This is a genomic window from Pseudomonas sp. QLc11A (assembly GCF_052112305.1).
Taxonomy (GTDB): Bacteria; Pseudomonadota; Gammaproteobacteria; order Pseudomonadales; family Pseudomonadaceae; genus Aquipseudomonas; species Aquipseudomonas laurylsulfatiphila.
In genome coordinates this window covers 57,139-81,243 of sequence record NZ_JAVAJJ010000024.1, presented here as the reverse complement: position 1 = coordinate 81,243, position 24,105 = coordinate 57,139, and the positions used below count along the sequence as shown (strand labels likewise).

At 62.3% G+C, this 24,105-nt stretch carries 23 protein-coding genes; 7 read left to right on the top strand and 16 right to left on the bottom strand.

Features of this window, described 5'->3' with window-relative positions:
- Positions 1–239: 239 nt before the first annotated feature.
- Positions 240–1,274: an AraC family transcriptional regulator gene (locus Q8X48_RS27190; protein ID WP_407802249.1), complete on the top strand. Its 1,035-nt coding sequence runs from the start codon at positions 240–242 to the stop codon at positions 1,272–1,274.
- Positions 1,275–1,297: 23 nt separating this feature from the next.
- On the opposite strand, the gene Q8X48_RS27185 is transcribed toward Q8X48_RS27190, so the two are convergent.
- The 9 genes from Q8X48_RS27185 to Q8X48_RS27145 all read right to left on the bottom strand — a co-directional run bounded on the left by Q8X48_RS27185 (position 1,298) and on the right by Q8X48_RS27145 (position 8,821).
- Positions 1,298–1,870: a hypothetical protein gene (locus tag Q8X48_RS27185; protein WP_407802248.1), complete on the bottom strand. Its 573-nt coding sequence runs from the start codon at positions 1,868–1,870 to the stop codon at positions 1,298–1,300.
- Positions 1,871–2,053: 183 nt separating this feature from the next.
- Complete coding sequence (locus tag Q8X48_RS27180) at positions 2,054–3,064, bottom strand: YeiH family protein (RefSeq protein WP_126049435.1); 1,011 nt, start codon at positions 3,062–3,064, stop codon at positions 2,054–2,056.
- Positions 3,061–3,387, bottom strand: a complete 327-nt coding sequence (locus Q8X48_RS27175; RefSeq protein ID WP_095965798.1) for a Rieske (2Fe-2S) protein — start codon at positions 3,385–3,387, stop codon at positions 3,061–3,063. The genes Q8X48_RS27180 and Q8X48_RS27175 overlap by 4 nt, the downstream gene beginning before the upstream one ends.
- A complete protein-coding gene (locus Q8X48_RS27170; RefSeq protein WP_407802247.1) occupies positions 3,384–4,046 on the bottom strand; it encodes a DsbA family oxidoreductase in 663 nt (220 codons plus the stop codon). The genes Q8X48_RS27175 and Q8X48_RS27170 overlap by 4 nt, the downstream gene beginning before the upstream one ends.
- On the bottom strand, positions 4,043–5,374 hold the full coding sequence (locus Q8X48_RS27165) for an MFS transporter (protein WP_407802246.1): 1,332 nt from the start codon (positions 5,372–5,374) through the stop codon (positions 4,043–4,045). The genes Q8X48_RS27170 and Q8X48_RS27165 overlap by 4 nt, the downstream gene beginning before the upstream one ends.
- A 92-nt stretch (positions 5,375–5,466) precedes the next feature.
- Positions 5,467–6,519 carry a 3-keto-5-aminohexanoate cleavage protein gene (locus tag Q8X48_RS27160; RefSeq protein WP_095965801.1) on the bottom strand — a complete coding sequence of 351 codons (1,053 nt, stop codon included), beginning with the start codon at positions 6,517–6,519 and terminating at the stop codon, positions 5,467–5,469.
- Positions 6,520–6,607: 88 nt separating this feature from the next.
- Positions 6,608–7,456, bottom strand: coding sequence for a TauD/TfdA dioxygenase family protein (locus Q8X48_RS27155; protein ID WP_007979208.1), 849 nt, complete (start codon positions 7,454–7,456; stop codon positions 6,608–6,610).
- A 13-nt stretch (positions 7,457–7,469) separates the two neighbouring features.
- Entirely contained in the window at positions 7,470–8,450 is a 981-nt protein-coding gene (locus Q8X48_RS27150; RefSeq protein WP_015093595.1) for a quinone oxidoreductase family protein, read from the bottom strand.
- A 107-nt stretch (positions 8,451–8,557) separates the two neighbouring features.
- Complete coding sequence (locus tag Q8X48_RS27145) at positions 8,558–8,821, bottom strand: hypothetical protein (RefSeq protein ID WP_407802245.1); 264 nt, start codon at positions 8,819–8,821, stop codon at positions 8,558–8,560.
- A gap of 117 nt (positions 8,822–8,938) precedes the next feature.
- On the opposite strand from Q8X48_RS27145, the gene Q8X48_RS27140 reads away from it, so the two are divergent.
- Positions 8,939–10,861 (top strand): alkaline phosphatase D family protein, encoded by a 1,923-nt coding sequence (locus Q8X48_RS27140; RefSeq protein WP_407802244.1) that lies wholly within the window; start codon positions 8,939–8,941, stop codon positions 10,859–10,861.
- Between the two features lie 140 nt (positions 10,862–11,001).
- Complete coding sequence (locus tag Q8X48_RS27135; RefSeq protein WP_407802243.1) at positions 11,002–11,502, top strand: adenylate kinase; 501 nt, start codon at positions 11,002–11,004, stop codon at positions 11,500–11,502.
- 156 nt (positions 11,503–11,658) lie between these two features.
- On the opposite strand, the gene Q8X48_RS27130 is transcribed toward Q8X48_RS27135, so the two are convergent.
- Positions 11,659–12,834: an aspartate aminotransferase family protein gene (locus Q8X48_RS27130; protein WP_407802242.1), complete on the bottom strand. Its 1,176-nt coding sequence runs from the start codon at positions 12,832–12,834 to the stop codon at positions 11,659–11,661.
- A 102-nt stretch (positions 12,835–12,936) separates the two neighbouring features.
- Here Q8X48_RS27130 and Q8X48_RS27125 point away from each other — a divergent pair, with 102 nt between their 5' ends.
- Positions 12,937–13,842 carry a LysR family transcriptional regulator gene (locus Q8X48_RS27125; protein ID WP_007979198.1) on the top strand — a complete coding sequence of 302 codons (906 nt, stop codon included), beginning with the start codon at positions 12,937–12,939 and terminating at the stop codon, positions 13,840–13,842.
- Positions 13,843–13,874: 32 nt separating this feature from the next.
- Here Q8X48_RS27125 and msrA read toward each other — a convergent pair whose 3' ends face one another.
- Positions 13,875–14,582 carry a peptide-methionine (S)-S-oxide reductase MsrA gene (msrA, locus tag Q8X48_RS27120; RefSeq protein ID WP_407802241.1) on the bottom strand — a complete coding sequence of 236 codons (708 nt, stop codon included), beginning with the start codon at positions 14,580–14,582 and terminating at the stop codon, positions 13,875–13,877.
- Positions 14,583–14,625: 43 nt separating this feature from the next.
- Entirely contained in the window at positions 14,626–15,144 is a 519-nt protein-coding gene (gene msrB, locus Q8X48_RS27115) for a peptide-methionine (R)-S-oxide reductase MsrB (RefSeq protein WP_407802240.1), read from the bottom strand.
- Between the two features lie 284 nt (positions 15,145–15,428).
- Here msrB and Q8X48_RS27110 point away from each other — a divergent pair, with 284 nt between their 5' ends.
- Entirely contained in the window at positions 15,429–16,148 is a 720-nt protein-coding gene (locus Q8X48_RS27110) for a response regulator transcription factor (RefSeq protein WP_407802239.1), read from the top strand.
- A complete protein-coding gene (locus Q8X48_RS27105; RefSeq protein WP_407802238.1) occupies positions 16,145–17,665 on the top strand; it encodes a sensor histidine kinase in 1,521 nt (506 codons plus the stop codon). Before Q8X48_RS27110 ends, Q8X48_RS27105 begins: the two co-directional genes overlap by 4 nt.
- A gap of 147 nt (positions 17,666–17,812) precedes the next feature.
- Here Q8X48_RS27105 and Q8X48_RS27100 read toward each other — a convergent pair whose 3' ends face one another.
- From Q8X48_RS27100 to Q8X48_RS27085, 4 genes are all read right to left on the bottom strand, one after another.
- Entirely contained in the window at positions 17,813–18,568 is a 756-nt protein-coding gene (locus tag Q8X48_RS27100; protein WP_407802237.1) for a class II aldolase/adducin family protein, read from the bottom strand.
- Entirely contained in the window at positions 18,565–19,515 is a 951-nt protein-coding gene (locus tag Q8X48_RS27095) for a CobW family GTP-binding protein (RefSeq protein WP_407802236.1), read from the bottom strand. The genes Q8X48_RS27100 and Q8X48_RS27095 overlap by 4 nt, the downstream gene beginning before the upstream one ends.
- Positions 19,512–21,260, bottom strand: a complete 1,749-nt coding sequence (locus tag Q8X48_RS27090) for an amidohydrolase (RefSeq protein WP_126049409.1) — start codon at positions 21,258–21,260, stop codon at positions 19,512–19,514. Before Q8X48_RS27090 ends, Q8X48_RS27095 begins: the two co-directional genes overlap by 4 nt.
- A gap of 81 nt (positions 21,261–21,341) precedes the next feature.
- The gene (locus Q8X48_RS27085; protein WP_407802235.1) at positions 21,342–22,946 is read right to left on the bottom strand and encodes a 5-guanidino-2-oxopentanoate decarboxylase; all 1,605 of its coding nucleotides are present in this window, start codon (positions 22,944–22,946) and stop codon (positions 21,342–21,344) included.
- A 150-nt stretch (positions 22,947–23,096) separates the two neighbouring features.
- Between Q8X48_RS27085 and Q8X48_RS27080 the strand changes: the two genes are divergently transcribed.
- Positions 23,097–24,002: a LysR substrate-binding domain-containing protein gene (locus tag Q8X48_RS27080; protein ID WP_407802234.1), complete on the top strand. Its 906-nt coding sequence runs from the start codon at positions 23,097–23,099 to the stop codon at positions 24,000–24,002.
- Positions 24,003–24,105: the final 103 nt, after the last annotated feature.

Below are 24,105 nucleotides of genomic sequence, written 5' to 3'. Positions count from 1 at the left end.
TCTTTTGATGACAAATTGTCCGACACTCAGACGCGTGACCGTCGGTCTAAAAAACCCAGCAGGTTGGCGCAAGGTCACTGTAATCAACGGATGAGCGCTGATGGCTCCCTGCAGCGTAGAAGATGGGTGAGCGCACAGCATGAAAACCATCGACGACATGACAACTGTTCAACTGTTGATACGCTGGATATAGTCGCCACGCTCACGCCAATCGCCATCGGCACAGGGAAGCCCCTCGCATGACCAAGCTTGTTCGCGCCGCCGTCTTGACCAACTACCTTGAGGTCACCCAGTACCTGGGTTTCAACCCGCGCGACGTGCTGGCCGCTGTCGGCCTGAGCAGGGCCCAACTGCAAGCCCCTGAACATCGCATCCAGATCGATGCCGCCGTACGCCTGCTGGAAGACTCCGCCACCGCCAGCGGTTGCCAGACCTTCGGCCTGAGCATGGCCGAGTCGCGCCAGCTCTCGGACTTCGGCGTGGTCAGCCTGCTGCTCAGCCACCAGCGCACCCTGCGCGATGCCTTGCAGGTCGTGGTGGACTACCGACACCTGATGAACGACTCGCTGGCCATCTTCATCGAAGAGGCCGGCAAGATGGTGATCATTCGCGAAGAGGTGGTCACCGAAACGCCCATGCCAAGCCGCCAGGCCACGGAGCTGGCCATCGGCGTGATGTTCCGGCTGTGCTCGGCCCTGCTGGGCAGTCACTGGCACCCCTACAGCGTCAACTTCATGCACCAGGCACCGGACAACCTGCACCTGCACCGCCGGCTGTTTGGTTGCAAACTGGAGTTCGGCAGCGAGTTCAACGGCATCGTCTGCCCCGACATCAGCCTCGACATGACCAACCCCAACGCCGACCCGGCCATGGCCCGCTACGCCCAGAGCTACCTCGACTCGCTGCAGGGCCACGAAGGCACCTCGATGCTGTTCGAAGTACGCAAGGCGATCTACCTGTTGCTGCCCATGGGGCGCGCCACCATCGAACAGGTCTCCCAAAGCCAGGGCATGAACGTGCGCACCCTGCAACGCCGCCTCAAGGACGACGGCTGCGCCTTCAACGACGTGATCAACGATGTGCGTCGAGACCTGGTGCTGCGTTACCTGGACAACCCGAACTACTCGCTGAGTCGGATTGCCGACATGCTTGGGTATTCGATGGCGAGCTCGTTTACGCGGTGGTTTATCAGCCAGTTCGGGATGCCGCCGGCGACGTGGCGGGCGCAAAAACAATCCACAGCAAAACCTGGCGCAGGCCCGAAAGAGTCCTGAGTCGAGCGCACAAAAAAGGTTCTTCATGCAGGAGCCAGCTTGCTGGCGATGGACTCCAGTGGGCCGCGTTCATCCAGTTCACCCGCGTTATCGTTAACGACCATCGCAGGCAAGCCAGCTCCCACAAAGAACCGCGCCCACGCTGAAACTGTAGGAGCCAGCCTGCTGGCGATGGACTCAAGTACGCCGCGTTCATCCGGTTCACCCGCGTTATCGTTAACGACCATCGCTGGCAAGCCAGCTCCCACAAAGGACCGTGCCCACGCTGAAACTGTAGGAGCCAGCTTGCTGGCGATGGACTCAAAAGCGCCGCGTTTATCCGGTTCACCCGCGTTATCGTTAACGACCATCGCTGGCAAGCCAGCTCCCACAAAGGACCGTGCCCATGCTGAACCTGTAGGAGCCAGCCTGCTGGCGATGAACTCAAGTGCGCCGCGTTCATCCAGTTCACCCGCGTCATCGTTAACGACCATCGCTGGCAAGCCAGCTCCCACAAAGGACCGTGCCCACGCTGAAACTGTAGGAGCCAGCCTGCTGGCGATGGACTCCAGCACGCCGCGTTTATCCAGCTCACACGCGTCATCGTTAACGACCATCGCTGGCAAGCCAGCGCCTGCAAGCGACCACGTCCGAGTCCAAACCAGTGAAAGCAAAAAAAACGGCGACTGCTGGTACAGTCGCCGCGAAAGACCGGTGTTTGTGACACCGGTCGAGAGCCCCACGGCATGAGGAGTCAACGCCGTGTGGCCCTGCCATAAAACCTGTGCGTGATGAGGCGTTCAGAGCCCCCAGCGCAGCAGCAACAGCACCAGCACGACGAGGAACACCGTCTCCCCGACCATCAGCAGGATCGGCTTGATCCCGACCGCCGCCAGCTCACGCAAGCGGGTCTTCATGCCCAGGGCACTGATGGAAATCACCAGGCACCAGCGCGACAGTTCGTTGACCGTGCCTTGCACCGCAGGCGCGATCCATCCAGTGCTGTTGATGCAGGCCAGGATCAGAAAGCCGACGGCGAACCACGGCAACAACGGCGGGCGCTTGCCGGTCGGGTCGGCGCCTTGCATGCGGGTGATCATGGCGGCGGTGACGATCACCGGCAGCAGCATGGCAACACGCATCAGCTTGACCACCGTGGCCGTGTCGCCGGTCTCGGTCGACATGCTGTAGCCGGCGCCGACCACCTGGGCTACGTCGTGGATCGTGGCGCCGAGGAACACGCCCGCCACCTGCGGCGATAACTCTAGCCAGTTGGCGATCATCGGGTAGACGATCATCGCCAGGGTCGACAGCGCCGAGACGCCGATGACGGTAAACAGTGTGGCCCGCTCTTTCTGCGGATGGTTCGGCAGCGCTGCTGCCAGTGCCAGGGCCGCCGAGGCGCCGCAAATGGCAGTCGCGCCACCGGTGAGCATGCCGAACAGGCGCTGGAAACCCAGGGCCTTGGCGGCGATCACAGAGACGCTGATGGTCACTACCACCAGGATCACCACCAGCGCAATCGGCTTCCAGCCCAGCGCCGCCATTTGCTCCAGGGTGATGCGCATGCCCAGCAACGCCACGCCAATGCGCAGCACCGTGCGGGCGGTGAACTCGATACCGGCCTTGCACGGACCGTCATCGGCGAGAAAATTCAAGGCCATGCCCAACAGCAAGGCGAACAGCATGACCGGCGCACCGTAATGCTCGGACAGGAACGACGCGGCGGCCGCCACGATCAGGCTGACGATAAACCCCGGTGCCAGTTCGCGCGTGCGACTGTGGATGCGGGTGAGAGCAATGGCGCTCATGGCGCGGCCTCCTCGGAAACGATGACGATAAACGCCTGGCCGTCGATGATCTCGACCGGGTAGTTGGTGACTTTGACTTGCCTGGAGTTGAGCATGTAGCCGCTGTGCAAATCGAAGCGCAGGCCATGGGCGCAGCATTGAATCACCCGGCCCTCAAGGCGCCCGCCACACAGCGAAGCGCCCTGGTGCGGGCAGCTGTCGTCGATGGCAAACAGCTGCCCGTCGACGTTGAACAACGCCAGGCTTTTGTCCTCGAATTCGAACAGCGCCCGGCCACCGGCCTGCGGGTGTTTGCCGGCCGGCACGGGAATGCGCCGGGTCATGCTGGCTGCCGCTCGCGATCACTTTCCTTGAGGGCCTCGTTCATGGCACCGAGCAGCGCCTGAGCGGGTTGTGCACCGATCACCGTCATGCGGTTGTCGAACTTGAAGCTCGGCACGCCACTGGTCGCGCCGGGAGATCCTTCGAACGGCGTGGCATCGCCCTTCAGGCATTCGAGCAGCCCTTCCGGAGCGACGCCGCAGGAGCGGGCAATGGCCAGCAAGGTCTCGCGGCAACCGAGGTTTTCGCGTCTCAGGAAGTAAGCGGAAAACAGTCGTTCGAGCAACATTTCACGCTGACTGGCATTGCCCAGTTCGCTGACACGCTCGAACAAACGATGGGCGTCTGCGGTGTTGGGCATCGTCTCGATACGGCTGAGGTCGATGGCCAGGCCGACCGCACTGGCCGCCTGCTGTACCTGCTTCTGGCGCATGGTCATGGCGTCGGCATTGCCCAGGCGTTTGCGGTAGAAATCGGCGAAGGGTTCACCCTCTACCGGTATCTGAGGCAACAACTGCACGCCATGCCACACCGTGGTGATCTGCACATCCGGGTGACGACTGCGAAACTGCACCTGCGCATGCTCCAGTTGGCGTTTGCCGATCAGGCACCAGGGGCAGATAAAATCGAAAAACACATCAATACGTAAACGACGACTCACAACTTCACCTCTAAACCCGCTTCACCAACAGGGTCAGGCACGCTCTGACCCTGAAGCCGGGCAATATCTTTGTGGTAGTGACACTTGGCATAAAAGAACACCGCTGCCGCCGCGAGGCTGACCAGTGGCACCAGTTGAAACGCGGCATGCAGACCGATGAGGTCGGACACCCGGCCGGTGATGAACGGCCCCGGTGCCAGCCCCAGCATGTTGTTGGCCAGGGTCAGTGTGGCGAACGCCGTACCGTGCACCGAGTAATGGGTCAGGTTGGCAACCATCGCACCGGCGGGGCCGGTGGTGCCTGTGGCAATCGCCATGCCCAGGCAGATCAGCAGCAGTTGCACTGGCCCTGCCTGCAAGGCAAACGCCGCCGACAACAGCAGGCAACTGCCCAGGCAGAAGCCGATGGCCAGGCTGACCTTGCGCTCCGGCGAGTTGCGACACAGGCGATCGCTGAGCATGCCGCACAGGATCATGCCCGCACCGCTGCACAACACGATGATCGCCGCCATGCCGCCGGCCTTGTCGGTGGGCATGTCGTAGTAGCGGTTGAGGTAGCTGGGAATCCACACCATCACCGTACCGCCGACGAACAACTGCAAGCCGCTGGCGATATAGGTCGACACCACCGAACGGCTGGACCACAGCGTACGCAGCGGACGCTTGACCGCCGCAGCCGTCTTGTTCGCAATCTGCGCGGCACGCTGTGGCGCAATGCGCGCTTCCTTGACGATGAGCGGATAAATCATCGCCAGCACCAGGCCAAACAACGACATGCCGGCGAACGACCAGCGCCAGCCCAGCTTGGCGGCAATCGCACCACCCAACGCCATGCCCAACACCGAACCGAACATGCCGCCTGCCATGAAGGCACTGGCCAGGGTGGCCCGCATGTGTTTGGGGAACACCGAAATCACCACCGCAATGCCCACGCTGCCGTAGGCGGCTTCGCCGACACCGACCATGAACCGTGCGATGAACATCTGCTGGTAGTCCTGCGCCAGCGCGCAACCCAGGGTTGCCACGCTCCACAGGAACGCCATCAGCGCCAGGCTCTTGACCCGGCCGAAACGGTCCGCCATCAACGACAGGGGAAACGTCAGCAGGCCGACCATCAGGGCGACGATGCCGCTGAGCAGACCCAGCTGTCCGTCGCTCAACGCCCACTCAGTCTTGAGCAGTGGGAATACCGCGTTCAGTACCTGACGCGACATGTAATCGGAAATCAACAGGCCGAACGTCAAGGCAAAGACGATCCAGGCATATTGGCGCGCAACGCCGACTCCGCTGGAGTCGTCATCGTCAGCGGCTATTGGGTGAAAGGCCATGCAGCCTCCTCAAGAGCTTTGTTTTATTTTTGTTATCAAGCGTGTAACGGTCAGGCGGACGAGAGGTCACGGCCTCTCGTCCCGACCCTCGGTCAACCGCGTTGCGGTACACCTTTTTGCCCAGCCTTGCGGTTGGGGGCCATGCCGTTGGCCAACAGGGTTTCTTCGATGGTTTCGTACTGCACGCCGATGCGGTAGATCTCGCGGGCTTCTTTGCCGGTGGCGATTTCGCGGCCCAGTTCGTGGGCGATGCGCACGGTTTGCCGGATCTGCGCCACCGAGCCGAAACGATCGCCCTTGTGATCAATGATAGTGTCTTCATTGCCCACGCGCGGGTGCATGCCCATGGCCATCGACATGGTGTTGAACGGCATGACGTTCTTGAGCAGCGATTCGGAGGTCAGGGTGCAACCGTCCGGCGCGCGGTGGATGAAGTTGAAGAAGTTGAACGGGTTCGGGCCGTCGAAGCCGCCGCCGATGCCGATCCAGGTCAGGTTCAGCGGGCCCTTGTAGATGCCCCTGCGCACCAGGCGCTCGAGGGTTTCCATGGCGTGCATGCCGGTCAACTGGAAGTGCGGCTGGATGCCGTTGTCCATCAGGCGCTTGAGGTGCTCGGCAACCCAGGCAGGGCCGGCCGGTACGGTCATTTCGCTGTAGGCAGCCTGGGTCAGCGGATTGGCCAGGGAAGTGCCTTCCAGGTATTCCGGATACAGCAGCTCCATGATGTTCATCTGGGTGGTGTTGATCGCCACGGTGACCTGATCCGGCTTGGGGGTCAGCTCGGCCAGCATGTGGCGGGTGTCGTCGGACAGCCACTTGGCCGCTTCGCCATCGCTTTCCGGGGCGAAGGAAATCGAACCGCCGACCTGGATGATCATGTCCGGCACGGCTTCACGCACACCGGCAATCAGCTCGTTGAATTTCGACAGGCGCTTGGAGCCCTTGCCGTCCAGTTCACGCACGTGCAAGTGCAGAACCGTGGCACCGGCTTCATAGCATTCGACCGCTTTCTGGACTTGCTCGTCCATGGTCAACGGGATGTCTTCCGGGAAGTCTTCCGGCATCCACTCCGGGCCGTACGGGGCCACGGTGATGACTACCTTTTCCATGTTTTCCGGGTGCAGCGAGTCGTCGAAGAATTGCATGGTCTACTCCAGTTCTTATGATTGTCCCGCCCACCCGGGATCGTGCCGGGCAGGCGTGTTTACGAGTGCGGATGCAGGTGGCGTTCGATCAGAACGTCTTGTCGCCGATGATCCCGGCACGTTCCATCTTGCGATGGCAGGGCGGGTAATCCATGACGGCGTAATGCTGGGTACTGCGGTTGTCCCAGATGGCGATGCTGTTCGGCTTCCAGCGCCAGCGCACCTGATACTCAGGGATGTACGCCTGACTGATCAGGTAGCGCAGCAACTCGCCAGCGCCGGGGTTGGCGTCCTGGCCGAAGCGCACCCGCTCAGGGGTGTGGTAGTTGCTGAAGTGGGTGGTGAACGCGTTGACGAACAGCACCTTCTCGCCGGTTTCCGGATGGGTGCGCACCACCGGGTGCTCGGCGTCCGGGTACATCGCCTTGAGCGCCAGGCGTTTTTCAATCGGCATCGCCGCACCGAAGCTCGCTTCGATGCTGTGGCGGGCACGCAGGTCGGCGATCTTGACCTTTACGTCTTCCGGCAAGTTCGCATAGGCCTGGACCATGTTGGTCCACATGGTGTCGCCGCCCACTGGCGGGCATTCCACGCAACGCAGCACGCAGCCCATCGGCGGTGCTTCGCGCCAGGTGGCGTCGGTGTGCCAGGCGTTTTCATAGCGGTCCATCGGCTGGTCCGGATTCTTGTAGATCCGCACCAGCCCAGGATGATCCGGATCACTGCCGGCCACCGGATGATCTTCCAGCTCGCCGAAGCGTCGGGCGAAGGCCACGTGCTCGGCACGGGTGATGTCCTGATCGCGCAGGAACACCACGCGGTGCTTGAGCAACTGGGCACGAATCTCGGCAAACAGACCGTCGTCATGCACCGCGTCGGCCAGGTTGACGCCGATCAGTTCGGCGCCAATGCTGCAGGTCAATTGTTCGACTTTCATGGCTGGCCGCTCCTTAAACGACGAAAATCGAAGAGCCGGTCGTCTTGCGCGATTCAAGGTCGCGATGGGCCTGCACCGCGTCCTGCAAGGCGTAGTGCTGGTTGATCTCGATCTTGATCCGGCCGCTGCCGACGTGGTCGAACAACTCGCCAGCCAGGGCGGCTTTTTCGGCGGGGTCGCTGATGTAGTTGGCCAGGGCAGGACGGGTCAGGTACAGCGAACCTTTCATCGCCAGCATCACTGGGTCGAACGCCGGGATCGGTCCGGATGCGGTACCCACGCAGACCATCAGGCCACGGGGTTTCAACGAATCCAGCGAACCCATGAAGGTGTTCTTGCCAACACTGTCGAACACCACGTTGACGCCCACGCCGTCGGTCAGTTCGCGAACGCGAGCGGCGACGTCTTCATGGCTGTAATTGATCGTATGGTCACAACCGTGAGCCCGGGCGATTTCCGCCTTTTGTTCGGTCGACACCGTGCCGATCACGTTCAGGCCCAGCAACTTGGCCCACTGCGAAACGATCAGGCCGACACCGCCGGCAGCGGCGTGCAGCAGGATGCTATCGCCGGCCTTGAAGTCGTAGATGCGGCGCATCAGGTACGAAGACGTCAGGCCGCGCATGGTCATCGCGGCAGCGGTTTCGAAGCTGATGGTTTCCGGCAGCTTGATCAGCGGCGCGGCCGGGATCAGGCGCTCAGTGCTGTAGGCACCGAGGGTATTGAGAAAACCGGTGTAGGTGACGCGGTCACCGACTTCGACGTTGGTGACCCCTTCACCAACGGCCTGGACCACGCCGGAAGCCTCGACGCCCATGCCATTAGGCATAGGAATCGGATAGGTACCGTTGCGGAAATAGGTGTCGGCGTAGTTCAAGCCAACCGCCACATGACGCAGACGAACCTGGCCTGGACCGGGTTCGCCGACTTCGACGTCCTCGTAACGTAGAACTTCGGGACCACCGGTTTCATAAAAGCGTACGGCTTTGGCCATTTTTCTTATTCTCCAATCTGCAATATGGGCGTGTTGCATCGAATTGCGCTGATTGGACTGTAGGACGCGGCCTGTTGTGACGCTTCTCATCAGGCGACAATGGCTTTTCATTTCATGACAGGCAGGGCCGTTCCCTCCTTGCCGTCGCTCGGCTGGTCCCCGGTTTTTTCGCCAGCGGCCGGTGCTTGCGGGTTGCCGAATCCGGCCTTGGCATTTTCAGCCTTGCTCTTGTGGATATCGCAGCCCTCCAACTCGCTGACCTGGGTGCAACCGGACTGCTCAAGCTGTTTGCGGTACTTGTCGTTGATGGCATGGGCCGGGGATTGGGCAACGAGCAAAATGACCAATGCCGGCAGGATGATTTTGTACATGCGTTCCTCTCTCCCACTGAAATGCCGGCACAGGGTGCGGCAGACTTACTCTAGCCTGTCCCATCGTCACCTGCGCTATCATCGCCCGCCTCGATGCCCCAAGAGCCTTGACCCCGGATGTCCGAAACACTGCCACTGCCCGATGATCACCCAGCCCTGCCGCCGGTCCTGGCGGGCCCGCTGCTGCGACGCCTTGAGCCCACGCGGCTGGTGCTGTGGCTGGTGGGTTCCAGGGCGCTGGCGCTGACCTTGCGCCTGCAGGGCGTCGGTGACATCCGCCTCGATAGCGGGCAATGCACGGTGATTGCCGTAGGGGCTCATGCCTTTGTGCACTTGATCGACGTGCCACTCGATTGCGCCTTGCCCTGCGACGAGTCGATCGACTACGACCTGCTGATCGACGGTGCAGAAAAAGGCATCGCCGACTGGGCGCCGCACCTGCTGTACGGAGATGCCCATTGTCCGAACTTCGTCCTGCGCGCACGGGTCGATCAATTGCTGCACGGCTCTTGCCGCAAGCCTCACCACCCGGCGGCAGACGGCTTGCTCTGCGTCGACCGGTTGCTGGCGCAGGAACATGCAGCCAAGGACCGCCCGGCACTGCTGATGATGACCGGCGATCAGGTCTACGCCGACGATGTCGCGGGACCGATGCTGCGGGCGATTCACGCCTTGATCGAGCGCCTGGGCCTGTTCGGCGAGCACCTCGAAGGCGCTGTGGTCAGCGACAGCGCCAGGCTCTACGAGCATCCGGCCAGTTACTACCACCGTGCGGACCTGCTGCCGGCGCTGCAAAGCAATGAAACCCTGCGCGAGCGTTTCTTCGGTGGCGCACGCAAGCCGATCTTCACCAGCAGCAGTGCCGACAATCACCTGGTGACCTTCGCCGAAGTCATGGCCATGTACTTGCTGGTCTGGTCCCCAGTGCCCTGGACCCTGATCGCGCCCCAGGCACCGACGCTGACACCGGAACGGCTCAAGCGCTACGCCCTGGAACAGACGCGCATCGATGCCTTCACGGCCGGCCTTGGCAACGTCGCGCGGGCACTGGCGCATCTGCCAACGCTGATGATTTTCGACGACCACGACATCACCGATGACTGGAATCTGTCCGCCCAATGGGAGGAAACGGCCTACGGCCATCCGTTCTCCCGACGCATCATCGGCAACGCGCTGCTGGCGTACATGCTGTGCCAGGGCTGGGGCAACAACCCGGATGCCTTCGCTGCCGAGCTGGAGAAGGCCGCCGTGTTGAGCGCCAGTGGCGATGACCGCTACCTCGATAGCGCGGTCCAGGACGACTTGATCAATGATCTGCTGAAATTCCAGCACTGGCATTACGTACTGCCGACCACCCCGGCCATGGTCGTGATCGACACCCGCACCCGGCGCTGGCGCAGCGAAATGAACCTCAAGCAGCCTTCCGGCCTGCTCGACTGGGAAGCCCTGAGCGAACTGCAACAGGAACTGCTGGACCATCCGAGCGCGATCATCGTTTCGCCGGCGCCGATCTTCGGCGTCAAACTGATTGAAACCGTGCAGCGGGTCTTCAGCTGGTGCGGCTATCCACTGCTGGTGGACGCGGAAAACTGGATGGCCCATCGCGGTGCGGCCCAAGTGATCCTGAACATTTTCCGCCACTCGCGCACGCCGGGTAACTACGTGGTGCTGTCGGGCGATGTGCACTACTCCTTCGTCTATGAAGTGCTGATCCGCCACCGCAAGGCCGGGCCACGCATCTGGCAGATCACCAGCAGCGGCATCAAGAACGAATTCCCCCCCACCCTGCTCGAGTGGTTCGACCGCCTCAACCGCTGGCTGTACTCACCACGCTCGCCACTGAACTGGCTGACCAAACGTCGACGCATGCGCATCGTGCCGCATGTCCCGGAACACGCCGAAGCCGGAGAGCGGCTGTGGAACTCGGCGGGGATCGGGCAGGTGTTCTTTAATGAAAAGGGTCAGCCGCAGGACATTTTTCAACACAACGCCAATGGCTCGCCAAAGACACGAATGGTTGCGCCGGAGGGTGAGTACTAAAGGTATAACCCCTGTGGGAGCGAGCTTGCTCGCGATGGCGGCGTATCAGTCGACATCGATGTTGGCTTTGAGTCCGTCATCGCGAGCAAGCTCGCTCCCACAGTGATCCTCGTCAGGCACATAGGTAGAGGCAACTCGGCATGAACCTCACCCGCACCCTGATCATCGGCAACTCCGGCTCCGGCAAAAGCTGGCTGGCGCAGCGACTGGCCGAGCAATTGCGTGTGCCCTGGACCGATCTTGACAGGATTCACTGGCTGTCCGACGAACACAGCATCGCTCGCCCCCGAAATGAAGCGCTGGGAATGGCACGGATCGCGGCCGATGAAGAGCGCTGGTTGATCGAAGGCGTGTATGGCTGGATCGCCAGCGAACTCCTGTCACGGGCGACTGCGCTGATCTGGTTGAGCCTCGGGGACGAGGATTGCGTGGCCAACATTCGCCGACGGGAAACACAGGATGACGAACGGTTGGTGGCCTTGCTGGAGTGGGCGGGCAGTTATCGCAAGCGTGATGATTCAAGTGGATTTGCTGCGCATCAGCGGTTGTTCGAAGGCTTTACCGGTTCGAAAATTCAATTGATGGATTGGAAAGAAATCACCGACTTCGCTTCAGAAGTAGGAACAATACCTATCAGTTAAGGCACAAAACCTGTGGGAGCGAGCTTGCTCGCGATGGCGATTGCACAGTCAACATCGTCGTTGACAGACACTCCGCTATCGCGAGCAAGCTCGCTCCCACAGGATTTGCGGTGCGCACGGCCTTATCCGATCGGCATCACGCTGTAGGGCCGTGTTTCAAGCCTCTTTCACCACACCACTCACCCCCCTGACAATCATCTCCACCTCCCGCTCATCCAGAGTCAACGGCGGTAGCAGGCGAATGGTTTTCCCCCGCGTGACGTTGATCAGCAAGCCATGATCCCGCGCAGCGATCAGGCTCAGGTCGCGGATCGGTTGCTTGAGTTCGATGCCGATCATCAGCCCCAGACCACGGATCGCAATGACGTTCGGGTTGCCCACCAACTCGGTGCGCAATCTGTCGAGCAGCCGCGCACCCTGGCGCCGGGCGTTTTCCAGCAGTCCTTGTTCTTCAACGATATCCAGCACGGTGCAACCGACCCGGCAGGCCAATGGATTACCGCCGAAAGTGCTGCCGTGGCTGCCCGGCGTGAACAGGTCGGCCGCCTTGCCACGGGCCAGGCAAGCGCCGATGGGCACGCCGTTGCCCAAGCCTTTGGCCAGGGTCATGACGTCCGGAACGATGCTTTCGTGCTGGAAGGCGAACCACTGGCCGGTGCGGCCGATGCCGGTCTGGATTTCATCGAGCATCAACAGCCAGGAGCGCCGGTTGCACAGTTCGCGCACGGCCTTGAGATACCCCGGTGGCGCCAGTTGCACGCCGCTTTCGCCCTGGATCGGCTCCATCAGCACCGCCACGATCCGCGAGCCGTAAATCTCTTGCACCTTGTCCAGTGCGTCGAGGTCGCCGAACGGCACTTTGACGAAATCCCCCGGCAGCTGGTTGAACCCCAGGCGCACCGCCGGGCCGTCGCTGGCCGACAAGGTGCCGAGGGTGCGGCCATGGAACGCGTTCTCCATGACCACCACCAGCGGCTGTTCGATACCTTTGTGCCAGCCATGCAGCCGGGCGATTTTCAGTGCGGTTTCGTTGGCTTCGGCCCCGGAGTTGTTGAAAAACGCCCGGTCCATGCCCGCCAGCCGCGTCAGTTTCTGCGCCAGCCGCTGTTGCCAGTCGATGCTGTAGAGGTTCGACGTGTGCAGCAGCAACCCGGCCTGTTCAACGATGGCGGCGACGATTTTCGGATGGGAGTGGCCGACGTTGGTCACCGCCACACCGGCGACTGCATCCAGGTATTCGCGACCGGACTGATCCCACAGGCGAGTGCCCAGGCCCTTGTCGAAACTCAAGGCCAGGGGTTGGTAAGTGCTCATCAGGCAGGCGGCGGTCATGACGTCAAGCTCCAGCAAGGGTCGGTGGTTTTGCAGTATGGTTAGCCACCTGAGCTGGATAAACGCTGTAAAACTTCAATCATTTAAAAGCTGGGCTTGATAATGGATCTGTTCCAGGCAATGAGCGTCTATGTAAAAGTGGTGGAGACCGGCAGCATGACCGCCGCCGCTTTGCAGTGCGATATGTCCACGACCATGGTCGGCAACCACCTCAAGGCCCTGGAGCAGCGCCTGGGTGTGCGCCTGCTCAACCGCACGACGCGGCGTCAACGGCTGACCGAGTTCGGCGTCGCGTATTACCAGCGTTGCCTGGAAGTGCTGGGGCTGGTGGCCGATTCCGAGCGTCTGGCCGAGCAGGCCCTCGACGAACCGAGCGGGACGCTGCGCATCACCGCTCCCCTGACCTTCGGCACCGAACGCCTGGCGCCGGCACTGAGTGAGTTCAGCCGGCAAAACCCGCGGGTGAAACTCGACGTGGTACTGACCAACAGGCGCCCGGATCTGCTGGAAAACGGACTGGACGTAGCCTTTCGCCTCGGCGCGCTGGAGCCCTCCAACCTGATCGCACGCCCGCTGATCGACTACACCCTGACCATGTGCGCATCACCGGACTATCTGGCCCGTCGCGGCACACCGCAAACGCCTGAAGACCTGCGACACCACGACTGCCTGTCCTTTGCCTATCCAGCCGGGGATGACTGGCAATCGGTGCAAAAGGAATGGCGCCTGGCCGGTCCCGAGGGCGAAGTCAGCGTGGGGGTCAGCGGGCCGATGCTGATCAACAGCTCGGCCGGTTTGCATCAGGCGGCGCGGACCGGCATGGGCATCGTGATGATGCCCGATGCCCTGGTCGAGCAGGACCTCAAGGACGGAAAACTGTTGGCCTTGATGCCCGATTACTGCCCGCCCAGCCGGCCGATGCACCTGGTCTATGCCCAGGATCGCCACCGTTTGCCGAAACTGCGACGCTTCGTCGAATTCGCCGTACAGATGTGGGGCAAGCACTAGTCGGCCGAACAGGCATGCACGCTGATCGCCATTTACCTCCCCGCCTTCACCAGCACCGGCTGTTCCTGATAACGATTCGGGTACAGCTGCTTCAACTGCGCAACCTTCGGCAAATCATTGATCACGATATACGGATAGGTCGGATGCTCGGTCAGGAAATCCTGATGTTCCTCCTCCGCCGGGTAGAAACCGTTGAAGGTTTCAAGTTTGGTGACGATCGACTTGTCGAAGGCATGGGCGGCGTCGAGCTGGGCGATGTAGGCCTGTGCGACCCGCTGCTGCTCGGCACTTTTGGTAAAGATCGCCGAACGATACTGGGTGCCGGTGTCCGGTCCCTGGCGATTGAGTTCGGTCGGGTTGTGCGCCACCGAGAAGTAGATTTGCAGCAAGGTGCCGTAGCTGACCTGGCTCGGATCGAAAGTCACTTCGACAGATTCCGCATGGCCGGTATTGCCGTTGCTGACACGCTCGTATTGCGCCGTGTTGGCCGCGCCACCGGCGTAGCCGGAAACCGCATTTTTCACACCTTTGACGTGCTGAAACACCCCTTGCACGCCCCAGAAACAACCGCCGGCGAACACTGCCGTTGCGCTTTGAGCCTGGGTGGTTTCGTCAAGGGCCGGCGGCGGAATAACGACGGCTTCTTCAGCACCTCTGAGAGAGAACGCCGAGCATGTCCCGATAACGCCAACGGTGGCCAGTGCCAACAGCGTACGGCGCCAGGTGAGCAAGTTTTTCATGTAAGGAACTCCTGAATGATCCAAGGGGGCAGGCAGTCAAAAATCAGACGGCTCGGGGCTCGAACTTCATCGCCAGGCCGTTCATGCAATAGCGCAGGCCGGTGGGTTTCGGGCCGTCATCGAAGACATGGCCCAGATGCCCGCCACAGCGTCGGCAGTGCACCTCTTCGCGGACCATGCCGAACGCACGGTCCTGACGGGTCGCCACGGCCTTGTCCAGCGGTGCCCAGAAACTCGGCCAGCCGGTACGGCTGTCGAACTTGGTGGCCGAGGAAAACAGCGGCAGATCGCACCCGGCACAGACGAAGGTGCCGTCGCGGTGCTCATTGTTCAGCGGGCTGCTGTAGGCCCGTTCGGTGCCCTCCTCGCGCAGGATGTCGTACTGCTCGTCACTGAGGATCGCGTGCCATTCGCTGTCGCTGTGGCTCACTTCGAATGTTTCCGCTGCGCTGGCCTCACTGATCAAGGCCGAGCCTGTGGAAAACTTCGGCAACAGGCCGATTGCCAAGGCCGCAACGCCCAACCCGCCGCTCGCCAGAAGAAATTGCCGTCGTGAAAACATGCTCGCCTCCAAAAATCCAGGGGTGTTTCATGGAACACAGCCTAGGCTTTGGGTGATCGCCAAATCCTCACGGGAAGTTAAACAATTCGTGATAACTCGGGCGCTGAAAAACCCGCACAATGCCTAAGCCCCACCTGTAGGAGCGAGCTTGCTCGCGATGGAGGCCAACGATGACGCGGGATACCTGATACCCCACGGTGCCCTCAAGTTTTTCGCGAGCAAGCTCGCTCCTACAGTGGTTGCATTTCGCACAATGCGCTCATTGCACCGAAGGATTGACCTGGATGGAACAGACCAAGCGCGTCCTCGTGGTCGAGGACGACCAGCACATCGCCGACCTGATCTGCCTGCATCTTCGCGATGAGCAGTTCGAGGTGGTGCACTGCGCCGATGGCGATGAAGGCATGCGCCTGCTGCAGCAAGGCAACTGGGACGCACTGGTCCTCGACCTGATGCTGCCCGGTGTCGACGGCCTGGAAATCTGCCGCCGCGCCCGGGCCATGGCGCGCTACACGCCGATCATCATCACCAGCGCGCGCTCCAGCGAAGTGCACCGGATTCTCGGCCTCGAACTGGGCGCCGACGACTATCTGGCCAAGCCCTTTTCCATGCTCGAGCTGGTGGCCCGGGTCAAGGCGCTGCTGCGCCGGGTCGATGCCATGGCGCGTAACTTGAAGATGGACGCCGGCAGCCTGCTCACCGACGGCCTGGCGATCGACCCGATCACCCGCGAGGTGGCCCTCGACGGACGACGCCTGGACCTCACGCCCCGGGAGTTCGACTTGCTGTACTTCTTCGCCCGCCAGCCCGGCAAGGTGTTTTCGCGCATGGACCTGCTCAACGCCGTGTGGGGCTATAGCCACGAAGGCTACGAGCACACGGTCAACACCCACATCAACCGCCTGCGCGCCAAGATCGAGACCGACCCGGCGCAGCCTGTACGCATCCTCACGGTGTGGGGCCGCGGCTACAAATTCGCCACCGGGGAGGAGCCGCAGCCATGAGGCTGACCCTGACGCAACGCCTGTCCCTGGTGTTCGCCGTGCTGCTGCTGGTGTGCTGCGGCACCTCGGCGTGGTTGCAGGTGCGCTCCAACCAGATGCATGAACAGGAAGTGGTGCAAGGCTTGTCCCGGGACCTGGCGCAGCACATCGCCAGCGACACGGTGTTGATGGACACCCAGGGCCTGATGCCCAATGCCGTGCGCGATTTGTTCAGCAAGCTGATGCAGGTCAACCCCAGTGTCGAGGTGTACCTGCTCGACACCGAGGGCAAGATTATCGGCAGTGCCGCGCCCGAGGGCCGGATCCGTCGGGAGCGGGTCGACCTCGCGCCGATCCAGCGCCTGCTGCGGGGCGATCCGCTGCCGATTCCCGGCGACGACCCGCGCAGCGTCGATGCGCGCAAGGTGTTCAGCGCAGCACCGCTGAAGGTGGATGGCAAGCCGGTGGGCTATCTCTACGTGGTGCTGCTCGGTGAGGATCACGACCGCCTGGCCGAACGCGGTGCGACCAGCGCGGCGCTCAACACAGCGCTGCTGTCCATCGGCCTGGTGGCATTGCTGTGCCTGATTGCCGGCCTCACCGCGTTTGCCCTGATCACCCGGCCGTTGCGCCGCTTGACCGAAACCGTCAGCCAGTTCGACATCGATGGCGTACCGGTCACGCCGGACCTGCCCGTCGCGGTGGAAAAAGCCGCCAGTCACGATGAAATCGCCGTGCTCGATGCCGCGTTTCGGCAGATGCAGGCCCGCCTGGGCGAGCAATGGCGTTCGTTGACTCGCCAGGACCAGGAGCGCCGCGAACTGGTGGCGAACATCTCCCACGACTTGCGCACGCCGCTGGCCTCGCTGCACGGCTATCTGGAAACCCTGTCACTCAAGGACGCCACGCTGTCCCCCGCCGACCGCCGTCGCTACCTCGGCATCGCACTGGACCAGAGCCGCAAGGTCGGTGGTCTGGCGCAGTCGTTGCTGGAATTGGTGCGGCTGGAACACGGCTTCGTGCAACCGGTGCTGGAGCGTTTTTCCCTGACCGACCTGGCCCAGGACATCTTCCAGAAATTCGAACTCACCGCCGAAGCGCGCCAGGTCGAACTCAAGGCCAGGTTCGCGCCAAACGCCTCGGCGGCCTGCGCGGACCTCGGGCTGATCGAGCGGGTGCTGACCAACCTGTTCGACAATGCCCTGCGCCATACACCGCCAGGTGGAGACATCGAACTAGGTCTGCGCCCGCAAGGGTCGTACATCGAAGTCACGGTCAGTGATACAGGCCCCGGCATCGCCCCGGAACTGCGCGAAGGTTTGTTTCTGCGCCCGTTCAATATCGGCGGCGCACGGCGTGATGGGGGGTTGGGGCTGCGGATCGTGCATCGCATCCTGCAATTGCACGGGTGCGAGATTCAGTTGATCGATGTGCCGGGGCGGGGGGCGACCTTTCGGTTTTCGTTGCCGATCGATGAAGAGACAGCGTCGGCGCTGGCGGTGCGGTCGATGAACCTGAATACGCCGCGGCAGGCTTGAAAAGTTGTGGTGCCTGACCGGGCCCCATCGCTGGCAAGCCAGCTCCCACAATGTTTTCGGGTGCTCACAGATTTTGCGTACACCCACTAACCCTGTGGGAGCTGGCTTGCCAGCGAAGGGGCCGGCCCGTTCAACACAAGGGCAGAGCTAGTCGCGATAACCCGGCGCCACTCGATCCAGCATCCGCAACAAGGCCGCCCAGGCCAGTTGCATGGCATCCGGGTCATCGAACTCGCCTTCATCCAACGGCCGTCCCGGATCATTGAATTGCCGCTCGGTGTGCGCGCAAACCTCCGCCGACGGCAGCACCAGCTCACCGGCAGCTTGCGCGGCCAACTGGATGTCACAGGCCTTTTCCAGGTAATACATGCGCATGAACGCCTGCCCTACCGTCTCGCCCACCGTCAGCAAGCCATGGTTGCGCAGCATCATCACCGGCTTGTCGCCCATGTCCGCCACCAGCCGTCGTTGCTCACTCAAGTCCAGCGCTACGCCTTCGTAATCGTGATAAGCGACGCGACCGTAGAACTCCATGGAAATCTGGTTCACCGGCAACAACCCGCACTTCAACGCCGCCACCGCACACCCGGATTTGGTGTGGGTGTGCAGCACGCACTGCGCGTCTTCTCGAGCGCCATGGATCGCACTGTGAATCACGAAACCCGCCGGGTTGACCGGGTACGGCGAGGGCTCCACAGCGTGGCCATCGAGGTCGATCTTCACCAGGTTGGACGCGGTGATTTCGTCGAACATCAGCCCGTAGGGGTTGATCAGAAAGTGATGCTCCGGCCCCGGAATGCGCACCGAGATGTGGGTGAAGATCAAATCGGTCATGCGAAAGTGCGCAATCAAGCGGTAGCAGGCCGCCAACTCTTCACGCAGACGTTGCTCTGTCGATGTCATACCCCGGCTACCTCTTTCACAGTGCAATCTTCCAGCCCTTGCCCCAAGGCCTCCCAGCCATCGAAGCCCCGGCGAGCGATGAACACCAGGCGTGTGGCATCGGCCCGAACGTCATCCAGTGCCGGCAGAAACTGACTGCGGGTGCCGACATGTTGCAGCCAGTGCGCCGTGCTGCCCGGCGTCAGCAACACCAGGCCTTTGACCCGGAATACATCGCTGGGCAGCGCCCTCAACCAGCCACGCAAGCACTCGACATCGAGGGCCGCGTTGCTCTGCCACAACCAGCTGCTGAACATCTCGCCGTGATCGCTATCGGACACCCGGGTCAGCGGTTTCTGTGCCCGAGGCTCAAGGTCCAGATCGGTATCCAGCCACAACGCATCGGGCAACTCGGCTTGCACACTTTCATGCACACGCGTCCTGGCGCCCAGTGCATCGCGCAAGGCCTGCAACTGCGCCGCGTCGACCAGATCGGTCTTGTTCAGCAACAGCAAGTCGGCAGCGGCCACCTGCGCCCGAGCCAGGCGCGCGTATTCACCGTCGAGTTGCAGATGGCGGGTGGCGTCGACCACCGTGATCACCATATCCAGTTGCATCTGGCTGCGCAGCTGTGGATAAGCCAGGGTCTGCACGATGCGCTGCGGATCGGACACACCGCTGCACTCGATGACGATACGCTCCAACCTTGGTTCAAGCTGCGCCAGGCTGGCGAGTTGCGCCAGCAGGTCTTCCTGCACCGTGCAACAGATGCAGCCGTTCTGCAGGCTGTACACCGCGTCGGTGACTTCGGAAACGATGGCCGCATCGATGTTCAGCTCGCCGAAATCGTTGACGATCACCGCCAGCCGACTGCCTTCGGCACGGCGCACCATACGGTTGAGCAAGGTGGTTTTACCGGCGCCGAGAAAACCCGACACCACGGTCACGGCGATACGTGGGGAAGTCATTCTGCCTTGCCCTCCAGCACCGGTGGTTCGCCCTGCCAGACGGCTTTGAGGCCGACCGTTTCCAGCGTTGAGTGGCGGTCGTAGACCAGTTGCCCTTCAACGAAGGTCAGCAGCACCTGGGTCTTGTGGATGTAGTTGCGTGCCGGTGCAGCGAACAGGTCGCGGTCGATGACGATCAGGTCCGCCGACTTGCCCACTTGCAGGCTGCCGGTGCTGTGTTCCAGGCCCATGGCCACGGCGCCGTTGCTGGTGATCACGGTCAGCGCCTGTTCGAGGCTGATCGGGTCGCCGAAGCACGCCGGGTCGTCGTTCCATGGGTTCTGCCGGGTGATCATGGTTTCCAGCGCCAGCCACGGGTCGATGGACGCCACCGGCCAGTCGGTGCCCATCACCGCAGTGCCGCCGGCGGCGAGCACGCCTTTGAAATCGTAGATGCGCTTGAGGCGTTCCTGGCCGTAACCGGAACGCGCACCGCTGGCGAACGGCGTCGGGTACCAGGCGGCCGGGGAAAATTCGGCGATGACATTCAGCTCCTTGAAGCGCGGCAGGTTGCCGGGGTGCAGCAAGGTGCTGTGGGCGCACTGGTGACGCACACCGCTGAAACCGTTGCGACGACGGGCCTCGGCCACGGCATCGAGGAACACGTCGGAGGCGCCGTCACCGGTGCAGTGGGCGATCACGCGGATGCCCTTGCGGTCCATGTCCACCACCATGTCGGTGATGTGTTCCGGGGTCAGGTTGAGCTTGCCGCGCCAGCTCGATTCCTGCGGCCACGGGGTCAGCAGGTACGAAGACTTCGGCTCCACGGTGCCGTCGAAGTGGAACTTCACCGCATTGGCGCTCAGGCGCGCGCTGCGGTAGTAGTGACGCTCGCCGGCCAGCAGCTCCCAGCGACGACGCACCGGGAAGATGTCGTCCTGCCAACTGATCGCCGCTTCGATGCGCACCGTCAGTTCGCCGCTGTCGTCGAGTTCCTTGAGGGCCTGCAAACGCTGTTCGCAGACGTGCACGTATTTGCTCGCCGTGACGCCACGCGAGCTCTGGAAGTGCACGCCATCGCGGTAGGCGCGACGCAGCACGCTGACCGGCGTCGGTGGCATGGCGGCATGGATCATCGCGTAGGCACCGTCGATCATCAGGCCGGTGGGTTCGCCGCTCAGCTCGTCACGCTCGAAATAACCGTTGCGCGGGTCGGACGTGTGGCGGTCGATGCCGGCCAGTTCCAGGGCCTTGGAGTTGACCATCATGGTGCCCCACATGCGGTCGAGCAGTGCCACCGGGCGGTCCGGCATGACGCTGTCGAGCCACTCGCGACCCGGGGTCAGGCCGGCCTCGCGGAAGGTGTAGCGCACCCAGTACTGGCCGTAGATCCAGCCGTCGCCGGGATGACTGTCGGCATAGGCGAGGATGCTTTCGCGCAGCTGCTCCGGGGTCGGGTCTTCGATGCCGACGTCGAGGTCATCGGCGTAGCGCGGCGCCAGCGCGAGGTCGGGGTGTGTGTGCATGTCGTGCAGGCCCGGCATGCAGAATGCGCCTTGCAGGTCGTGCACGCGGGTGTTCGGGCCCTTGAACATCTCGATCTGGCCGAGGCTGGCGACTGCGATCAACTTGCCGTCGCGGATGGCCACGGCCTCGGCCCACGGGTTGGCCGGGTCCTGGGTGTAGATACGACCGTTGGCCAGGATCAGGTCGGCGTAGGTCCCCTGCACGGAATGGGTAGAGGAAAAGTTATCGGACTCAGCCATGTAAGCCACCTTTGAGTTCAGGAGATTGAAAGGTCTGCCGGACGATCTACGTTTCGGCGACCTGAAAAAATTGTTGTTGTTTTAGTCCGCCAGAAAGGTTGCGGCATCGACCTCGATCATCACCGGCTCATCGCTACTGCCGAGTTGCCCCAGCAGCTCGCGCAAGCCGTCCAAATCACGTGCCCGGTGATGGCTGACGTGGCAGCTTTGCGCCAGCGCAGCGAAGTCCGGCGTGAGGATGTCCACCCCCAGCAATGGCACCGCCTTGGCGTTCATGTAGTCGCGGATTTCGGCGTAGCTGCTGTTGTTCCACAGCAGCAGGATCACGCCGACGCCGGCCTCTTTGGCGGCGATCAGTTCGGCACTGGAAAACTGCAAGCCCCCGTCGCCGACCAACGCCACCACCGGGCGCAAAGGTTGGGCCAGCTTGGCGCCGATGGCGGCGGGCAAACCGTAGCCGAGGGTGCCGTAGCCGCTACCGGCGTTGAACCAGCTATTGGGGGTTGGCGCCCTATAGCCGAGCGCGCCCTGGTACACCGGTTGGGTCGAATCGCCGACGATCAGTGGCTGCGGCAAGTGATCGCGCAGGGTATCGAGCAGCGCTTGCATACGTGATTGTCTGGCGCTCCAGCCGGCGTGCTCGAGGGCGTTGACCTGGGTCACTCGCTCAGCCGCCCAGGCTGGATCGGACTGGCGCTGCGGCAGTCGATCGAGCAACAACAGCAAGCCTTGCCCGGCATCTCCCAGCAAGCCGACCGTGGCCGCTTGTACGCCGAGTATTTGCATGGGATCGATGTCCAGGCGAATCAGCGGTGCCTTGAACTGCACAGGGCCAAGACCAAAAAAGTCGTAGTCGGTCTCCCCGAGTTCGGTGCCGACGGCCAGCACCAGGTCGGCCTCGGCAAACAGCTCGCGACCATGGGCCGAGGACTGCACGCCGTCGAGCAATAAAGGATGTTCGGGGGCCAGCAAGCCGCGGGCGTTGGTGGTCAGCGCCACGGGGGCCTGCAGGCGTTCGGCGAGTGCGGTCAGGGCCTCACTGGCCCGGCGCGCACCGCCACCGGCGAGAATCAACGGACGCTTGGCGTTGTTGATCAGGGCCACGGCGTCATCAATGGCTTGCGGCGCAGGGGCCGGCGCGGCAGGCAATGAACGCGCACGCAAGTCCAGCCCGTCGGCAGACATCTCCAGCACATCCAGCGGAATCTCGATGTGCACCGGCCGCGGCCGCGTACAGCCGAACAAGGCAAAGGCCCGTGCCAGCACTTCCGGCAATTGCGACGGGTGTTGCAGCGTATGGCTGAAGGCACAGACCCCGGCGACCAGCGCGCGCTGATCCGGCATTTCATGCAGGTGGCCATGGCCCAGGCGCAGGTGTTCGCGACGGTTGCAGGTGGAAATCACCAGCATCGGCACCGAGTCGGCATAGGCCTGGCCCATGGCGGTGATGATGTTGGTCATGCCCGGTCCGGTGATGATGAAGCACACTCCGGGCTTGCCGCTGGCACGGGCATAACCGTCCGCCATGAACCCGGCGCCCTGCTCGTGGCGCGGGCTGATGTGCTTCAGGCGACTGCCGTGCAGGCCACGATACAACTCGACGGTGTGCACGCCGGGAATGCCGAAGACGGTTTCAACACCATAGCCTTCCAGCAACTGAACGAGCGCCTCGGCACAACGGGTCATGCAGCACCTCTTGGATAAGGGGCCAGCTCGGCCCAACGACGAATGGGGCTAGTATTGTTGAATCAACCGATACAACAATCGATTTTTTTTGGCCTGACTGTTCGATTTACGTCACCATATCTACCGCTCTAAACCATAACGGGATGATTTATGCGTTTTCCTTCGATGACAGCCCTTCGTGCGCTGGATGCGGTTGCCCGTCTGGGCAGCGTGTCGGTCGCGGCCCGTGAACTGAACCTGACCCGCAGCGCCATCAGCCACCAGATCAGCAAGCTGGAGGAGTGTGTCGGTTTCGCCCTGACCGAGCGCATTGGCCGAGGCATCGGCCTGACGTATCAGGGCGAACGCTATGCGCGGGAAGTGCACGGGATTCTGTTGAACCTGCTCGACGCCGGACAGTTGGTCGACGACCAGGAAATCTCCGGGCGGCTATGCGTCAGTTGCGCGCCTGGGTTCGCCACCTATTGGTTGTGTCACCACATCGGTGCTTTTTTGCGGCAGTACCCGCAAGTGCAGTTGCAGCTGATCTCGCCGCGGACGCCGGACGACACCCACAACCCCAACACCGATCTGTTCATTGCCTACGGCATCGGCGACTGGCCGGAAATGGTCGTCGAAGAGATTGTGGCGCTGCGCTTTTTCCCGGTGTGCAGCCCGCGTCTGATCAACGCATTGAGCGGGTTGAAAAACCCGCAGGAACTCAGTGCCTACCCGCTGCTGCACATGACCGACTATTCGGACTGGCGCGTGTGGCTGACTGCTGCCGGTGCTTCAGGGGTCAACGCAATGAGCGGCATTCTGTTTTCCGATGCGCACTGCGCACAGTCCGCCTGCATTGCCGGCCAGGGCATTGCGATTGGCGACAACCTGATCAGCGGCGATGCCTTGTCCAAGGGTTTGCTGGTGCGCCCGTTCGACATCAGCATCGACCTGCACCGTGGCTATTACTTGGTCGCCGACCCGCAAAAAGCCGAGCGTGCCGTGGTCCAGGCCTTCAGCAACTGGGTCAAGACGCAGCTGCAATCGTCCCACCAGACCTGGCAGGACACCCTGTAAAAGCACATCACATTCCCCTGTGGGAGCGAGCTTGCTCGCGATGAGGCCACCACAGTCACCATTGATGTCGCCTGATAAATCGCTATCGCGAGCAAGCTCGCTC

Coding starts and splice junctions, on each gene's coding strand:
- Q8X48_RS27190 (WP_407802249.1), top strand. CDS start 240: ATGACCAAGCTTGTTCGCGCCGCCGTCTTGACCAACTACCTTGAGGTC.
- Q8X48_RS27185 (WP_407802248.1), bottom strand. CDS start 1,870: ATGGTCGTTAACGATGACGCGTGTGAGCTGGATAAACGCGGCGTGCTG.
- Q8X48_RS27180 (WP_126049435.1), bottom strand. CDS start 3,064: ATGAGCGCCATTGCTCTCACCCGCATCCACAGTCGCACGCGCGAACTG.
- Q8X48_RS27175 (WP_095965798.1), bottom strand. CDS start 3,387: ATGACCCGGCGCATTCCCGTGCCGGCCGGCAAACACCCGCAGGCCGGT.
- Q8X48_RS27165 (WP_407802246.1), bottom strand. CDS start 5,374: ATGGCCTTTCACCCAATAGCCGCTGACGATGACGACTCCAGCGGAGTC.
- Q8X48_RS27160 (WP_095965801.1), bottom strand. CDS start 6,519: ATGCAATTCTTCGACGACTCGCTGCACCCGGAAAACATGGAAAAGGTA.
- Q8X48_RS27155 (WP_007979208.1), bottom strand. CDS start 7,456: ATGAAAGTCGAACAATTGACCTGCAGCATTGGCGCCGAACTGATCGGC.
- Q8X48_RS27150 (WP_015093595.1), bottom strand. CDS start 8,450: ATGGCCAAAGCCGTACGCTTTTATGAAACCGGTGGTCCCGAAGTTCTA.
- Q8X48_RS27145 (WP_407802245.1), bottom strand. CDS start 8,821: ATGTACAAAATCATCCTGCCGGCATTGGTCATTTTGCTCGTTGCCCAA.
- Q8X48_RS27140 (WP_407802244.1), top strand. CDS start 8,939: ATGTCCGAAACACTGCCACTGCCCGATGATCACCCAGCCCTGCCGCCG.
- Q8X48_RS27135 (WP_407802243.1), top strand. CDS start 11,002: ATGAACCTCACCCGCACCCTGATCATCGGCAACTCCGGCTCCGGCAAA.
- Q8X48_RS27130 (WP_407802242.1), bottom strand. CDS start 12,834: ATGACCGCCGCCTGCCTGATGAGCACTTACCAACCCCTGGCCTTGAGT.
- Q8X48_RS27125 (WP_007979198.1), top strand. CDS start 12,937: ATGGATCTGTTCCAGGCAATGAGCGTCTATGTAAAAGTGGTGGAGACC.
- msrA (WP_407802241.1), bottom strand. CDS start 14,582: ATGAAAAACTTGCTCACCTGGCGCCGTACGCTGTTGGCACTGGCCACC.
- msrB (WP_407802240.1), bottom strand. CDS start 15,144: ATGTTTTCACGACGGCAATTTCTTCTGGCGAGCGGCGGGTTGGGCGTT.
- Q8X48_RS27110 (WP_407802239.1), top strand. CDS start 15,429: ATGGAACAGACCAAGCGCGTCCTCGTGGTCGAGGACGACCAGCACATC.
- Q8X48_RS27105 (WP_407802238.1), top strand. CDS start 16,145: ATGAGGCTGACCCTGACGCAACGCCTGTCCCTGGTGTTCGCCGTGCTG.
- Q8X48_RS27100 (WP_407802237.1), bottom strand. CDS start 18,568: ATGACATCGACAGAGCAACGTCTGCGTGAAGAGTTGGCGGCCTGCTAC.
- Q8X48_RS27095 (WP_407802236.1), bottom strand. CDS start 19,515: ATGACTTCCCCACGTATCGCCGTGACCGTGGTGTCGGGTTTTCTCGGC.
- Q8X48_RS27090 (WP_126049409.1), bottom strand. CDS start 21,260: ATGGCTGAGTCCGATAACTTTTCCTCTACCCATTCCGTGCAGGGGACC.
- Q8X48_RS27085 (WP_407802235.1), bottom strand. CDS start 22,946: ATGACCCGTTGTGCCGAGGCGCTCGTTCAGTTGCTGGAAGGCTATGGT.
- Q8X48_RS27080 (WP_407802234.1), top strand. CDS start 23,097: ATGCGTTTTCCTTCGATGACAGCCCTTCGTGCGCTGGATGCGGTTGCC.